The sequence below is a fragment of the Altererythrobacter aquiaggeris genome, assembly GCF_037154015.1.
GTDB classification, from domain to species: Bacteria; Pseudomonadota; Alphaproteobacteria; order Sphingomonadales; family Sphingomonadaceae; genus Aestuarierythrobacter; species Aestuarierythrobacter aquiaggeris.
This window is the reverse complement of sequence record NZ_JBANRL010000001.1, coordinates 2,421,514-2,435,630: the sequence shown is the minus strand read 5'-3', so window position 1 is coordinate 2,435,630 and position 14,117 is coordinate 2,421,514. Positions and strand designations below refer to the sequence as shown.

Here is a 14,117-nt window from a genome sequence, read left to right as displayed (position 1 = left end):
CAGGAACCAGATTTTCTAATGCCGTCATTTTCACAGCCCAGCTTTCAGGACCGCATCGCTTTGGCCAACAAGGCCAGAGAAAAAGCTCTCAAGAAACTGAAGGCCAAGCCGCAGCCGACCGAGGCCGAATTGGCCGAGCGTAAGGCAGCGCACGATGCGCGCGAGGCTGCCAAGGCAGCCAAACGGGCAGAAAAGCAGGCTGAACGCGACCGGATCAAGGCCGAAAAGGAAGCTGCCAGGCAGGCGGAAATCCAGGCTGAAAAGGACCGGATCGCAGCAGAGGAAGCCGCCAAAGGCCCGAAGCTCACCGAAGAAGAGAAAAAGGCTATCCGCGACGAGCGTTATGCCGCACGCAAACGGCGCAAGAAAAAGAAACGCTAAGGCGGATTGTCCGCAGCGGATTGCGGATAGGCCATCCGCTCGACCGCTTCAAAACAAGCCAAGGCACCGGGATCGCCAAAGGGTGAAAGCTGGGTCATGAACAATCCGCCGACACCCCCCGCCGGATCGATCCAGAAATAGCTGTTGAAGATGCCCGCCCAAGACAGGCTGTGCGCGCTTCGGCGGCCTTCGATCGCCTCGGGATTGGTCAGGAAACCCAGCGTCCAGCCGGTATGCTGGTCGGGGAACTGGTCGAAGGGTTGCGCGACATCGGGCATGCTGGTGCCCATCGCTCCGGCGCGCAGATCCCCGATCTGGTTGGTGCTCATCGCCATAACGCTCTCGGCTGACAGGATGCGGTTTGAATCCAACTCGCCGCCGTTCAGCATCATCCGCATAAACCGCGCATAATCTGCGGCAGTCGAGGTCAGCCCGCCGCCGCCGGAATCAAACTCGCCGCCGCCGATGAACAAGGGCAGGATAGCCAGCGACCCGTCCGCCTGCCGCGCGTGCACCTTCGCCGCGCCGCCGGGCAGCGCATCACGAAAGGCCGTCTGCGTCATGCCGAGCGGTTCGAGCACATTGGCACTGAGATAATCCTGCAGCCGCATTCCCGTGACGGCTTCTATGGCAAGGCCGACCCAGTCGGTGGAAACGCCATATTCCCATTTGTCGCCCGGATCGAACAGCAGCGGCATGGTGACGCTGGCCATGCTGCCCGGCGCGGGCATACCGGCGTGCTGGAAATGTTTGAGCACTTCGGGCTGGACGAAAATATAGCCCAGGCCAGAAGTATGGGTGAGCAAATGCCGCAGCGTAATCGGCCGCATGGCAGCACGCGTGTTTGGCCTGCCGTCCAGTTCAAAACCCGTGATCACTTGCGGATCGGCGAGCGCGGGCAGGACGCCGCCAATCGGCGCATCGAGCGAAAGCTTTTCCTGCTCCACCAATTGCATCGCGGCCACGGTTACCAGCGGCTTGGTCATGGAAGCGATCTGGAAAATCGTGTCCTGTGCCATCGGCGCGCCTTCCAACGCATCCGATTGACCGAAAGCGCGCGAATAGGTGACGCCCCTCGCATCGGTGATCAGGGCAACGCCGCCGGGCAGGCCGGATTTTTCGAAAACGGTTTGGAGTGATGTGTCATCGATCATTCGCATGACGTATCAGCACCAAAGCGCTTGTGAAAGCGGCATCGCTCCGCCACCATTGGCGCATGACAAACACGCTCACCATCACCCTGTGCCAGATGAACCAGAACGTCGGGCATATGGCCGAAAATGCCGACGAGATGCTTGAGCTTCGCCGCCAAGCAGCCGGGCGCAATCCTGCGATTGATCTGGTGATGTATCCTGAAATGCAGCTGATCGGCTATCCGCCGGAGGATATGATCCTGAAGCCCGCACTGCTGGACCGTGCGGCGATGGAATTGCAGCGCATGGCGCTCGCCACCGGTGATGGCGGCCCGGCGATGATAGTGGGCACCGTAATCCGCGAAGGCAAAGATCTTTATAATGCCGTCGCGCTGCTCGACGGCGGCAAGATCGCGGCGGTGCGCTATAAAGACGAGCTGCCCAATTACGGCACCTTTGATGAAAAGCGCCACTTCACTTCCGGCCCGCTGCCCGATCCGGTAGAGTTTCGCGGGGTCAAGATCGGCCTGCCGATCTGCGAGGATATCTGGCATCCTTCGGTCTGCTCGCATTTGAAAGAACAAGGCGCGCAAATCCTGCTGTCACCCAATGGCAGCCCCTATGAAATCGACAAGGACGAATTGCGGATTGAAGGCGTGGCCAAACAACGCGCCATCGAAACAGGTCTGCCGATGGCCTACCTCAACCGCATTGGCGGGCAGGACGAGCTGGTGTTTGACGGGGCGAGCTTCGTCATCAATGGCGACGGCGAAGTCGTGATCCAGATGCGCGACTGGGAAGCGCAGATCATCGACACCGTCTGGAACCGCACAGATGACGGCTGGAAATGCGCAGCGGGCGAGAAGCACGCACTCTCCGACCATCCCGAAGACGTCTATTGCGCGATGATGATCGCAGTGCGTGACTATGTGCACAAGAACGGGTTCAAGGGCGTGATTCTGGGCCTGTCGGGCGGGATCGACAGCGCGATTTGCGCGGCGATTGCTGCCGATGCTTTGGGGCCTGAAAACGTGTGGTGCGTGATGATGCCCAGCCGCTTCACCAGCCAGGCCAGCCTGGATGATGCGACTGCCTGCGCCAAGGCCATCGGCTGCAAATACACCACCATTCCGATCCAGCCTGCGGTGTCAGGCTTTGACGAAATGCTGGCCAATGATTTCGCCGATACAGACGTCGATCTGACCGAGGAAAACCTCCAGTCGCGCATTCGCGGCGTCACGCTGATGGCGCTTTCCAACAAGTTCGGGCCGATGCTGCTGACCACCGGCAACAAATCGGAAATGAGCGTGGGATATGCCACGATCTACGGCGATATGGCGGGCGGTTATAACCCGCTGAAAGATGCCTATAAAATGACCGTCTTCGCGATTTCGAAATGGCGCAACACCGCCAGGCCGGAGATCGCGCTGGGCAATGATGGCGAGGTTATCCCGCAGAACATCATCGAAAAACCGCCCAGTGCAGAACTGCGGCCCGACCAGAAGGATTCGGACTCGCTGCCCGATTATCCGGTGCTGGATGCGATCCTGATGGGGCTGGTCGAACGCGACGAAAGCGTGGACGAAATTGTCGCAGAGGGCTTCGACCGCGACGTGGTAACGCGCATCGAACACCTCCTCCACCTCGCCGAATATAAGCGCCGCCAGGCCCCGCCGGGGGTAAAGCTGGGCACACGCAATTTCGGGCGCGATCGCCGATATCCGATCACGCATAAGTTCAGGACGGGTTGATGGACGACCGGCTTACCCCTGAAGGTGATCCGAACCGGCCGATCAGCGAGATGGAGCAGAGGCTGTTCGGCGGCAAACAACCCGCACCGCCGCCGCCGAAGCTGGCGCAGATCGCCCGTGATTTTGCCAATCGCGCCACATTGCGGTTCAAGGGATTTCGGCAAGATTACGAACGCGTGAGCAATGCAGCGACTGCGCTCCACAAGGACGGCCTGATTACAAAGGCCGAGGCGCAGCGGATCTTTCTCGATGATGCATATATGATTTCGGCCCCGCTTATCGAACGATACATCATCGCACGCGAAAGTGAACAGGTCGCCAATTGGCTGCGAGCGCGCACCGCCTTCCATTTTCCGAACTGGCTGGACGAACGCAACCGCATGGCGCTGGACGGGTTTGTTGCCAATGGCGAAGGCGCATTGGCTGTACAACTGATCCGCCAACACCTGCACAAAATCATGAACCGCACAAAGGATCGCTGGCGGGACGCTGGCCGCAAACGGCCAAAAGATCTGGCAGCTCAATATCACGAGAGCTTCGAGGACAGGCGGTTGCAGGCGCTGGAAGAATTGCCGGGGCACCTCGATATTGCAGTGTATGAAATTGCCGAGCTCGAGCCGTGGGTGACGGGGCACGGGTCCAAGGAAGACCTGCGGGCCGTTGCCGGCTACCGCGAGGAAATCCAAAAGATACGTGGGCGCTTCAATCTCTCGTAAGAACGCTTATAGCAGCCTCCATGACCACCATCACACGTTTCGCGCCGTCGCCTACCGGGCGGCTTCATGTCGGCAACATCCGCACGGCTCTGCATAATTGGCTGCTCGCTGCCAAGGCCAGGGCGCGCGGCGAAGATGCGCGGTTTATGCTGCGGATCGACGATACGGATCAGGAACGCAGCAAGGAAGAATTTGTCGAGGCAACCCGCGCCGATCTAGCGTGGCTGGGTATCGTGCCCGATGGCGAGGAACGCCAGAGCGAACGCTTCCATCTGTACGAAGCGGCATTTGAAAGACTGCGCGAGGCCGGGCGGGTTTATGCCTGCTACGAAACCGCGCAGGAGCTTGATCTGAAGCGCAAAATCCAGCTGGGGCGCGGGAAGCCGCCGATTTACGATCGCGGGGCTCTGGAGTTATCGGACGCCGAGCGCGCAGCGAAAGAGGCCGGGGGCACCCGGCCGCACTGGCGCTTCAAACTTGACCATTCTGCCCCTATAACCTGGGACGACGGGGTGCGCGGGCCGCAGAAATTCGATGCCTCGCTGATATCCGACCCGGTAATCCGCCGCGCCGATGGCAGCTGGCTTTATATGCTCCCCAGCGCAGTGGACGATGTCGAAATGGACATCGACTATGTGCTGCGGGGTGAAGACCATGTGTCCAATACTGCTGCCCAAGTGCAAATGTTCGAGGCCATGGGTGCGAAACCGCCGCGCTTCGCGCATGAGGCCTTGCTGGTGGGCAAGGAAGGCAAGCTGTCCAAACGGCTTGGCTCGCTGGGCTGCGATTCCTTCCGCGAGCGCGGGATCGAGCCCGAAGCCATCATTGCGATGCTGGCGCGGCTGGGCACTTCGCAGCCGGTCGAACCGATTGCCGAGCGCGATATTCTGGTCGAGACGTTCGACCTATCCACATTTGGCCGCGCACCCGCCCGTTTCGATGATGCGGAACTGGACCGCGTGAACGCCGCCATCGTCCATCAGCTGGCTTTCGATGCAGTGAAGCACCGCCTGCCGGATGGTATGGGCGAAGATGGCTGGCATGCGGTCCGCCCCAACCTGGCCACTGTGCGCGAGGCAGCGGATTGGTGGAAACTCGTCACCGGCCCGGTCGAGGCGCGCGACTTCGATGAAGATACCAGGGGCTACCTTGCGGCCGCGCTGGCCTCGCTTCAGTGGGGCGATGACCCGTGGCATACGCTGACAGCGGCGCTGAAAGACAGCACTGGCCGCAAGGGAAAGGCGCTGTTCCAGCCGCTGCGCCAGGCGCTGACCGGAATGGATCACGGACCCGATATGGGCGAGTTGATGCCGCTGATAGGCGAATCTGAAGCGAGGTTGAGGTTGGAGCGGGCGGCGCGCTAAGCCGGCTTTTGGTCTATGCTGCCTGGGCCGTGACGGATTGCGCGGGTTAAACCTCGGTCCGGTCCAGTTCGCCAAAAAATCCGGTGACTTTGACGATCTTGCCCGCATCGCTGACTTCGGTGACGTCGAAGCCTTTCATCAAGCACTGGCCGTCCTTGTCGATTGACCAGTGATAGCGGCAATGGTTGTTCTGGAAATCTACCCGGCTTGCGCGTGAATAGACCGCGCCGGGGATGAGTTTCTGTACCGCGCCGACCATGTCCACAAATGCCGATCGCCCGATGATATTGTGGTTGGGGTCAACGAAATGGATATTATGCTCCATCGACGCTTCGGCCAGTGCCTGCATGTCCGCAGCATCCGGCGTGTTCCAGGCAGCCAGCATTTTGTCGAGGTTTTGCAGATAGGCTTCCATGATCATCTTTCACAAGAGCGTCGGGCGCTGGATATTCGACTAACACGGATCGAGGAAAACGCTCAATCCTCGCGCCCATCAAGTTCATGCCCGCTCAGCGTCACAACATGCAGCAAATTAGTGCTGCCAGGCGTGCCAAAGGGTACGCCTGCCAGCGTAATCAGCTTGCTGCCCGCGCTGCCGAACCCGTGGCGCAGCGCCATGCGTTTGCCCTTGGCGATCATTTCCTCGAAGCTGCCGATATCCTTGGTCGGGACCGCTTGCGTGCCCCATAACAGCGCCACCCGGCGGGCCGTTCGCATCGATGGTGTCAGCACCAGCATCGGCACGGAAGGCCGCTCGCGCGCAACGCGGCGCGCGGTCGAACCAGAGCCCGTAAACACGATGATCGCTGTGATCGGGACGGTCTCCGCGATGGTCATGCAGCTATGGCTCAGTGCGTCGGCGGTGGTCGCATCGGGGCGTGTTTCATGGAAATGCACGCGGTCGGAATAGCTGGGGTCAGCCTCCACCTGCGCGGCGATCCGGTCCATTATCGTCACTGCTTCTTCGGGCCAGTCGCCCGCCGCCGTTTCGGCGCTGAGCATTACGGCATCGGCCCCGTCATAAACCGCGTTGGCGACATCGGAAACTTCGGCGCGGGTGGGGGCAGGGCTTTCGATCATGCTTTCCAGCATTTGCGTCGCAACGATCACAGGCTTGCCCAGACTGCGCGCATCATTGACGATGCGTTTCTGAATGACGGGCACTTCTTCGGGCAGTAATTCCACACCCAGATCGCCGCGCGCGACCATGACGCCGTCCGACACTTCGAGAATTTCGGCCAGACGCCGCACCGCCATCGGTTTTTCGATCTTGGCACAGATCGCCGTTCCCGCGGTGCCCATCAGCTTGCGCGCTTCGGCCACGTCTTCGGGCCGCTGGACAAAACTGAGCCCGATCCAGTCGGCACCGTGTTCGACCGCAAATGCGAGATCCTTGCGGTCCTTGTCGGTCAACGCGGGGATCGGCACTTCGGCGTCGGGGATATTGACGCCCTTGCGGTCCGAAATCACTCCGCCGACTTCTGCCGAACACAGAATTTCATTCGCGTCGGCGCGGATCACCCGAAGGCGGATCTTGCCGTCATTGATCAGCAGTCGCTGGCCTTTTTCCATCAGACCGAACAGTTCGGGATGCGGCAAATGCACGCGGGTTTCATCGCCCGGTTCGGGGCTCTGGTCGAGCGTAAAATGGCCCGAATGGCGGATGACAGCCTTGCCGTCCCTGAATTTGCCGACGCGCAATTTGGGGCCCTGCAAATCGCACAGGATGGCGATCGGCCGGTTCAGTTCGGTTTCGAGCGCGCGGATGTCCGCAATGGTCGCGGCGTGGATATCATGTTCGCCGTGGCTCATGTTGACGCGGAAGGCATCTGCGCCTGCCAGCACCAGTTTCTTGAGCATTTCGGGGCTGCTGCTGGCCGGCCCGACCGTTGCGAGAATTTTGACCTTGCGGCTGCGCGGTTCGAGCCTGGACGTATCGGGTTTCACCATCCGGCCAAGCTATGCCATACCGCTGTGACATGACAAGGAAAGTTACGATGGATACGAATGCGGCCCGCGCGGCGGATGCACTGGATAATTTGGACGATGGCGTGGCGGCAGCGGCTTTCCGCCGGCTGGTGCGCCATTTGCAGCACCGGCATGATGCACAGAACATCGATTTGATGGGGTTGTCCGGATTTTGCCGGAATTGTCTGGCCGACTGGATCATGGATGCCGGGTTTGACGGTGATAAAGCTGCCGCGAGGGAATTAATCCACGGTATGCCGCAGGATCAATGGAAGCAGAGCCGCCAGACGCCCGCAACCGAAGAACAGTTGGCGCGGATGAAAGACAGCGTTGCCAGAAATAAACCGTGTTGAAGCGGCAAAAAGCGCCCGCAGCATCTTCACCGCATCAGCCGCCGCCGCTATCACCGCCGCCAAGCTGATTCTCATCAACACCGGAGTATATAATGGCCGACGCCACAGATGATCGCCTGCGCCTGCTGATCGAGCGCATCGAACGCCTCGAAGAAGAAAAGAAAGGCATCGCGGATGATATTCGCGATGTCTATGCCGAAGCAAAAGCGGTCGGTTATGATCCCAAGATCATGCGTCAGGTCGTGCGGCTGCGCAAAATGGCCCCCGACGACCGCAGCGAGATGGAAACCATCCTGGAAGTTTACAAAAACGCGCTCGGTCTCGAATAAACCGGCGCGCGAACTACCGTTTACAAGCTGCCGCGCGGGTCTATCCTGCGCGGCAGTTTTGTATTGGACGGAGTGATATTAAGGCAAGCCCCTGGACCAGCGCTGCACCTGATGGCGGCGGCATGATTGTAACCACCACCGCAGTGATCGAAGGCCACGAGGTAAAGAAATATTGCGGCGTGGTGGTGGGCGAAGTGATCGTGGGGGCCAACAGCTTCCGCGACCTGTTTGCCAGTATCACCGATATTGTCGGCGGACGGTCGGGCAAATACGAAGATGTTCTGGCCCGCGCGCGGAAAGAGGCCTTGTCCGAAATGAAGCAGGAGGCGCTTTCGCTGGGCGGTAATGCGGTGGTCGGGGTCGATCTGGATTACGAAGTGCTTGGCCAGAACGGTTCGATGCTGATGGTCAGCATTTCGGGCACGGCGGTGGTGATCTAGGCCGCCGATTTCCCCAGCATGGCAAAAGCGATGAAGGTGCCGTTGTGCAGTGCGTGGACCAGCATGCTTGCCCACAGGCCGTAATGGATGCGGGTATAGCCAAACACCAGACCGGCAACCGCCTGCGGAATGACCAGTAGCAGAAACACCGGATTGGCATTGTCGTAATTGCCGAGATGCGCGACCGCGAACAGCCCGGTGCTGAGCGCGTAGAACCAGCCGAAATGGCGCGTGAAAAACCTGAACGGCGCGCGGCCCCTCAAATGCAGGCCGGCAAATGTCGCGGCAATAATGGCAGCCACACCGCCAATGGCGAAAATCCACCGGTTGTCGAGCCCGCTTGCCCCCGCAATAGTCGCCAGCCCCAGCGCAAATGCGCCCAGTATCAGCATAATTGTGATCAGCGCCGGGCGGCCTGACAGCCAGCTGCGAAACAGAATTTCCTCAAATACCGGCGCGGCGATAATGATGACAAAAAGGATCTGCGGGTCCAGCGTCAGCGAATCCAACTTGTTTGCGGGAATATCGACGCCAAACGAAAAGATTGTCAGCGCAGCCGCGAGCAGCACGCACATCAGGACAAGGTCGAGCACAAACATCCACCATACGCCGGCCACAACCCGCGTGCTGAATGCGTTGATCTTCTGCGGCAAACGGGGGGCACGCACAAACTGTGCAAAGCGCCGCCATTCATGCGGAACCATACCGTGATATACAGGACTTGAGACTTGCCCACTCATACGGCTAATGCGGCTTCCATAGTTTTTACCCTTAAGCGGATATTTCCATGGCAGGCCATTCCAAATTCAAGAATATCATGCACCGCAAAGGTGCGCAGGATAAAAAGCGTTCCAATCTGTTTTCCAAGTTGAGCCGCGAAATTACCGTTGCTGCGAAAATGGGCACGCCCGATATCGACATGAACCCCCGGCTGCGGCTGGCGGTCAACAATGCCAAGGGCCAGTCGATGCCCAAGGACAATATCCAGCGCGCGATCGACAAGGCTTCTGGCGGCGATGACGAAAATTACGAAGAACTGCGCTATGAAGGTTACGGCCCGGGCGGCAGCGCGATTATCGTCGAGGCGCTGACCGACAATCGCAACCGGACTGCCACGGCCGTTCGCACTGCCTTTGCCAAACATGGCGGCAATCTGGGTACGGCTGGGTCGGTGGCTCACAGTTTTGAAAGGCTGGGCTTTGTCGCTTACCCCGCCGCTGCCGGCAGCGAGGATAAAATCCTCGAAGCTGCCATGGAAGCCGGGGCAGAGGATATCCAGTCGGGCGAAGACGGTCACGAAATCTGGACCGCAGCCGACGATCTGCACGAAGTGGCCACCGCGCTGGAAAAAGCGCTGGGCGAACCTGAAACGGTCAAACTGGCATGGAAGCCCAATCTGACGGTCGAACTGGACGAGAAGGATGCGGCAATCCTGCTCAAGCTCATCGATCAGCTTGATGATGACGATGATGTCCAGACCGTCTGGGGCAATTACGAGATTTCCGACGAAATCATGGACAAGCTGGACGCGTAACGGGGCGGGGAGGGACGGGCCGTGATCATTCTGGGCCTCGATCCCTCGCTTTCCTGCACCGGCTGGGGCGTGATCCGCAGCGAAGGCGCGCGCATATCGCATATCGCCAACGGCCAGATCGCGACCAGCCCCAAAGCGCCGATGGCGGAGCGGCTGGCAGCGCTGCAATCAGGCCTTGCCGAAGTGATCAGGGTCCATGCGCCGGGGCGCGCCGCGGCAGAGGAGATTTACCTCAACAAGAACCCGCAATCGACGCTGAAACTGGCGCAGGCGCGCGGCGCGGTGCTGGCGGCGTGCGGGACGTTCGGCCTGCAGGTCAACGAACACGCCGCGCGCAAGGTGAAGAAAGCCATCGTCGGCACAGGCGCGGCGGAAAAGGCGCAAATACAGGCGATGCTGCGCGTGCTGTTGCCCGGAGTGCAGCTTGCCGGAGCGGATGCTGCCGATGCGCTGGCGGTGGCGATCGCCGATGCGCATCTGGGAGGGCGATAATATGTATCTGGTGGTGTTTCGCAATCGCAAGCGCGCCGATATCGACCTTGCAGCCTATGACGCCGAAGCTATGGTGATGGAGACGATGGCCCGCAGTCAGGCGGGTTTTATCTCTTTCAAAAGCTACACTGCCGCAGACGATGAAGTAATCGCCGTGTCGGAATGGCAAGACGAGGCGGCCGCGCGCGCATGGGGTCAGGTGGCAGAACACCGGGCAGTGCAATCGCGCGGACGCGACCTATATTACGATAATTACACGCTTTTCGGATGTGACGAGCCCCGCGTTCACCGCTTCGAAAATGCCACCGATTTCAAATGAAAGACCCGATATGAGCGTTACAGTCTATGGCATCCCCAATTGCGGCACAGTGAAGAAAGCGCAGAAATGGCTGGAACAGCGCGGCACCAACTATTCCTTCACCGACTATAAAAAGGCCGGGGCCAACCCCGACCGGCTGAAGGAATGGGCCGATCAGGTGGGCTGGGAAGCGCTGCTGAACACCCGCGGCACCACTTTCCGCAAGCTGGATGAGGCAAACCGGACCAACATCGACGAAGGCAAGGCAATCCTGCTGATGGCCACGCATCCTTCGCTGATCAAGCGCCCGGTTCTGGAACTGGATGACGGCAGCATCCTGGTCGGCTTCGACAAGCCGATGTGGGACGAGTTTCTGTGATCCGGCTGCTCGCGTTTCTGATGGCACTGACGATGGCTGTGCCCGCATCGGCGCAACTGATCATCGGCCACCGCGGCGCGAGCGGCGAGCGGCCCGAACATACGCTGGCGGCCTATGCGCTGGCGGTGGAGCAGGGCGCGGATTATATCGAGCCCGATCTTGTGCCGACGCGCGACGGACGGCTGATCGCGCGGCATGAAAACGAGATTTCGGGCACAACCAATGTGGCCGACTTGCCCGAATTTGCTGACCGCAAGACGACCAAAATCATCGACGGGCTGGCAATCACCGGCTGGTTCACCGAAGATTTCGATCTGTATGAACTTTACCGGCTGCGCGCCAGGGAACGCCTGCCCGCGATCCGTCTGGCCAACACGCAATATGACGGCGAATTTCCGCTGGTCACGCTGGAAGAGATTATCGCTTGGGTCCGCATCGCGGAAAAGGACACCGGCAAGCGCATCGGCCTTTATCCCGAGCTGAAACACCACGCCTATTTTACTTCCATTGGTCTCGATACGGTTCCGCTGCTGCTCGGTACGCTGAGGGCGGCAGGCTATACCGGGAATGACCCCGTCCTGATCCAGAGTTTCGAGCCGACCCCGCTGGTGCAGGTCAAATTCCGCAGCGATTTCCGCACAGTGCAGCTGATGTCCGAAGAAGGCGGCCCCGCCGATGCGCCGCAGCTTGGCTATGCCCAGTTCCTCGCCCCCGAAGGCCTGAAACAGGTCGCCGGATATGCCCATGCAATCGGCGTTCCGATATCGCTGGTGCTGAACGAAGACGGCTCGCCCACGCGCCTTGTACAAAGCGCGCATGACGCCGGGCTGGAAGTCCACACCTACACGCTTCGCCGCGAAAACGCCTTCCTGCCGCCCGCCCTGCAAGTGGGCGACGATCCCTCAGCCATCGGCAACTTCGCGGCGATGTGGAAGCTGCTGGTGCAAGCGAGAGTGGACGGCGTGTTTACGGACAATCCGGGCGATGCGGTGCTGGCGAAGGCTTTGCGTTGAGTGAGGATGTCTGAAGCTGGATGGGAACTGACATTTGGCCCTTTAGAAGGGTGGCGGCACCTTGTAGTTTAAAGTGACCAACTCAAGCCCACCGTTTGAACCGACGACGACCTCAATATCCCAGTAACGCTGCCCCAATCCGTCGGGTGCATAGGAAAGCCGAAAGGGCTGCCAGGCTATTGTCTCGGCTTCAGCGCGGCTAATTCTCCAGACTTCATTGAACGGTATGCTCAGAAATGCTTCCCGAGCCGGAATATTGGTCGCTTCGTAGGAGGCGACCGATCCGGCCAGCAAGGTAAATCGCTGGAACTCACCCGCGCGCAGGGCTTTCTGACCCTTTTCGAGCGTGGTGATGATCGACGCGGCTTCTTCAGCAGTTACCCCCTCCAACTGTCTCTCCGCCGCGGATGCGGCTGACACCGTGCTGATAACGAGTGCGACCGCAGCCGCTAGACCCAACTTGCGCATACGCACCCCTAGTTCTCGAGCCCTGAAAGCAGACCTTCGAATTCTGGATCATACTCCAGGGCCAGCTCCCTAAACGCGGCAGAGATCTCGTTGATCAGTGTTTTTCCAGCACAGCTATGCTGCTGTGCAATTACCTTTTTGCCGCCCTTCGACATCGCGACTTCGTTAGTCGCTCCATCGGTGCAGATTTGATCTCCAGGACCGTAGTAAGGCAGAGCCAGCAGTTGCTTCATCGAAGCCTCGGTCAGACGGTTTGAAAGCCGCTGGGCGTCGTCATTCGAGATGGCAATTTTCTGTCGCCTTGTGAGGATAACTTCGCTGCCCGGCGTCCAGCGATATCCAACTATACTCAACATCCAACCGTCATCCCGACCGTAAATCATTACTTGCTGTGAAGCCGGCTGAGGAGACAGACTAGCCCGATAGGTTACCGAATAGGCCGGGTATTCGGTGACAAGCGGGCTGCAAACCCCCATCAAATGGTCATCGGAGGCTGCGTCAACATCAGGGCAAGCGACTTGTGAGCCACCAACCGATGCGAAACCCAAAATCCCGGACAGAAACAGTTCAAGCATGAATCGCACCCCTCGCTCTTATCGTACTTGGTTGCACTTGGATTATTACGCCAGGATGAAAGAGAATACTACCAAGTATCTATGGGTCATATTTTTTTGCTAGAAGCGCAGAACAACTGCAACCGGATCGTTAGCGGTCAGAGACCCGCCTAACCACCGCAATATAATTCAGCGACATACTGTCCGACAGGTGCAGCCCCTTGGCCGGGCCGAACGCGATGCCTGTGGGATGGTCCATCGCCAGCCCCGCTTCCGCGACCAATCCGGCCAGTTCCTGAGGCGTCACAAAATCGTCCCAATGGTGCGTGCCTTTGGGGATAGCGCCGATGGCCTCTGCGCCTTCGATCAACAGCAGGCGCGATTGCATCGTGCGGTTGGGGGTGGAGAGGATCATCAACCCGCCGGGTGCGAGGCGCTGCGCGAGTTCGCCGACAAATGCGCGTTTGTCCGCGACGTGTTCGATCACTTCGAGGCAGGTGACGAGATCGTAGGTGCCGAGGCCCAGCGCGCCAAGTTCGCCGTGGCGGTAGTCGATCTTCAGCCCGCCGCCTGCCGCATGAGCTTGTGCCGCGGCGATATTTTCTGCCGCTGCATCCACTCCGGTCACGCCCGCGCCCATGCGCGCCAGCGGTTCGCACAGCAGGCCTGCGCCGCAGCCGACGTCGAGCGCGGTCTTTCCCGCCAGCGGCTTAACATTTTCCACATCGCCGCCCCAATGGATATCGATAGCCTGCCGGATAAAGCGCAGGCGCACGGGGTTCAGTCGGTGCAGCATTGCCGAACTGCCCTTCGGGTCCCACCATTCGGCGGCCAGCTTGCCGAAATGCTTGGCTTCGGAAGGGCGGATGGTTTCATTTGAGACAGTTGCATTGGTCATGACGCGACCGTAACAGCCGCTTTCACGTCAATCCAGCAGGAGTCTC

The 14,117-nt window shown here is 59.7% G+C and carries 19 protein-coding genes; 12 read left to right on the top strand and 7 right to left on the bottom strand.

Annotated features, from left to right (window positions below; translation table 11 throughout):
- Nucleotides 1–18 precede the first annotated feature (18 nt).
- The gene (locus tag WFP06_RS12035; protein WP_336987402.1) at nt 19–381 is read left to right on the top strand and encodes a DUF6481 family protein; all 363 of its coding nucleotides are present in this window, start codon (nt 19–21) and stop codon (nt 379–381) included.
- Here WFP06_RS12035 and WFP06_RS12030 read toward each other — a convergent pair.
- Entirely contained in the window at nt 378–1,535 is a 1,158-nt protein-coding gene (locus WFP06_RS12030) for a serine hydrolase domain-containing protein (RefSeq protein WP_336987401.1), read from the bottom strand. The two genes, WFP06_RS12035 and WFP06_RS12030, sit on opposite strands and share 4 nt — an antisense overlap.
- Before the next feature lie 62 nt (nt 1,536–1,597).
- Here WFP06_RS12030 and WFP06_RS12025 point away from each other — a divergent pair, with 62 nt between their 5' ends.
- From WFP06_RS12025 to gltX, 3 genes are read left to right on the top strand one after another with little or no spacing between them, the layout of a single operon-like run.
- Nucleotides 1,598–3,265, top strand: coding sequence for an NAD+ synthase (locus tag WFP06_RS12025; protein ID WP_336987400.1), 1,668 nt, complete (start codon nt 1,598–1,600; stop codon nt 3,263–3,265).
- Nucleotides 3,265–3,981: a hypothetical protein gene (locus WFP06_RS12020; RefSeq protein WP_336987399.1), complete on the top strand. Its 717-nt coding sequence runs from the start codon at nt 3,265–3,267 to the stop codon at nt 3,979–3,981. The genes WFP06_RS12025 and WFP06_RS12020 overlap by 1 nt, the downstream gene beginning before the upstream one ends.
- Before the next feature lie 20 nt (nt 3,982–4,001).
- Complete coding sequence (gene gltX, locus WFP06_RS12015) at nt 4,002–5,345, top strand: glutamate--tRNA ligase (RefSeq protein ID WP_336987398.1); 1,344 nt, start codon at nt 4,002–4,004, stop codon at nt 5,343–5,345.
- A gap of 46 nt (nt 5,346–5,391) precedes the next feature.
- On the opposite strand, the gene WFP06_RS12010 is transcribed toward gltX, so the two are convergent.
- Nucleotides 5,392–5,760, bottom strand: coding sequence for a hypothetical protein (locus WFP06_RS12010; protein ID WP_336987397.1), 369 nt, complete (start codon nt 5,758–5,760; stop codon nt 5,392–5,394).
- Between the two features lie 62 nt (nt 5,761–5,822).
- Entirely contained in the window at nt 5,823–7,295 is a 1,473-nt protein-coding gene (gene pyk / locus WFP06_RS12005) for a pyruvate kinase (RefSeq protein WP_336987396.1), read from the bottom strand.
- A 47-nt stretch (nt 7,296–7,342) separates the two neighbouring features.
- On the opposite strand from pyk, the gene WFP06_RS12000 reads away from it, so the two are divergent.
- The 3 genes from WFP06_RS12000 to WFP06_RS11990 all read left to right on the top strand — a co-directional run bounded on the left by WFP06_RS12000 (nt 7,343) and on the right by WFP06_RS11990 (nt 8,435).
- The gene (locus tag WFP06_RS12000) at nt 7,343–7,666 is read left to right on the top strand and encodes a DUF1244 domain-containing protein (protein WP_336987693.1); all 324 of its coding nucleotides are present in this window, start codon (nt 7,343–7,345) and stop codon (nt 7,664–7,666) included.
- A 92-nt stretch (nt 7,667–7,758) separates the two neighbouring features.
- Nucleotides 7,759–7,995, top strand: coding sequence for a DUF2312 domain-containing protein (locus WFP06_RS11995; RefSeq protein ID WP_336987395.1), 237 nt, complete (start codon nt 7,759–7,761; stop codon nt 7,993–7,995).
- Nucleotides 7,996–8,117: 122 nt separating this feature from the next.
- Complete coding sequence (locus tag WFP06_RS11990; protein WP_336987394.1) at nt 8,118–8,435, top strand: heavy metal-binding domain-containing protein; 318 nt, start codon at nt 8,118–8,120, stop codon at nt 8,433–8,435.
- On the opposite strand, the gene WFP06_RS11985 is transcribed toward WFP06_RS11990, so the two are convergent.
- Nucleotides 8,432–9,103, bottom strand: coding sequence for a CPBP family glutamic-type intramembrane protease (locus WFP06_RS11985; protein WP_336987393.1), 672 nt, complete (start codon nt 9,101–9,103; stop codon nt 8,432–8,434). The two genes, WFP06_RS11990 and WFP06_RS11985, sit on opposite strands and share 4 nt — an antisense overlap.
- 119 nt (nt 9,104–9,222) lie before the next feature.
- Here WFP06_RS11985 and WFP06_RS11980 point away from each other — a divergent pair, with 119 nt between their 5' ends.
- The 5 genes from WFP06_RS11980 to WFP06_RS11960 are packed head-to-tail and all read left to right on the top strand — an operon-like array spanning nt 9,223 to nt 12,151.
- Entirely contained in the window at nt 9,223–9,969 is a 747-nt protein-coding gene (locus WFP06_RS11980) for a YebC/PmpR family DNA-binding transcriptional regulator (RefSeq protein ID WP_336987392.1), read from the top strand.
- Between the two features lie 21 nt (nt 9,970–9,990).
- Nucleotides 9,991–10,461: a crossover junction endodeoxyribonuclease RuvC gene (gene ruvC / locus WFP06_RS11975; protein WP_336987391.1), complete on the top strand. Its 471-nt coding sequence runs from the start codon at nt 9,991–9,993 to the stop codon at nt 10,459–10,461.
- Nucleotides 10,439–10,780: an antibiotic biosynthesis monooxygenase family protein gene (locus tag WFP06_RS11970; protein WP_419716228.1), complete on the top strand. Its 342-nt coding sequence runs from the start codon at nt 10,439–10,441 to the stop codon at nt 10,778–10,780. Before ruvC ends, WFP06_RS11970 begins: the two co-directional genes overlap by 23 nt.
- A gap of 10 nt (nt 10,781–10,790) precedes the next feature.
- A complete protein-coding gene (locus tag WFP06_RS11965) occupies nt 10,791–11,138 on the top strand; it encodes an ArsC family reductase (protein ID WP_336987390.1) in 348 nt (115 codons plus the stop codon).
- A complete protein-coding gene (locus WFP06_RS11960; RefSeq protein WP_336987389.1) occupies nt 11,135–12,151 on the top strand; it encodes a glycerophosphodiester phosphodiesterase family protein in 1,017 nt (338 codons plus the stop codon). The genes WFP06_RS11965 and WFP06_RS11960 overlap by 4 nt, the downstream gene beginning before the upstream one ends.
- Nucleotides 12,152–12,193: 42 nt before the next feature.
- Here WFP06_RS11960 and WFP06_RS11955 read toward each other — a convergent pair whose 3' ends face one another.
- From WFP06_RS11955 to ubiG, 3 genes are all read right to left on the bottom strand, one after another.
- Nucleotides 12,194–12,619: a hypothetical protein gene (locus WFP06_RS11955; RefSeq protein ID WP_336987388.1), complete on the bottom strand. Its 426-nt coding sequence runs from the start codon at nt 12,617–12,619 to the stop codon at nt 12,194–12,196.
- Nucleotides 12,620–12,627: 8 nt separating this feature from the next.
- Complete coding sequence (locus WFP06_RS11950; RefSeq protein WP_336987387.1) at nt 12,628–13,194, bottom strand: hypothetical protein; 567 nt, start codon at nt 13,192–13,194, stop codon at nt 12,628–12,630.
- A 130-nt stretch (nt 13,195–13,324) separates the two neighbouring features.
- Nucleotides 13,325–14,071 carry a bifunctional 2-polyprenyl-6-hydroxyphenol methylase/3-demethylubiquinol 3-O-methyltransferase UbiG gene (ubiG, locus tag WFP06_RS11945; protein ID WP_336987386.1) on the bottom strand — a complete coding sequence of 249 codons (747 nt, stop codon included), beginning with the start codon at nt 14,069–14,071 and terminating at the stop codon, nt 13,325–13,327.
- Nucleotides 14,072–14,117 lie beyond the last annotated feature (46 nt).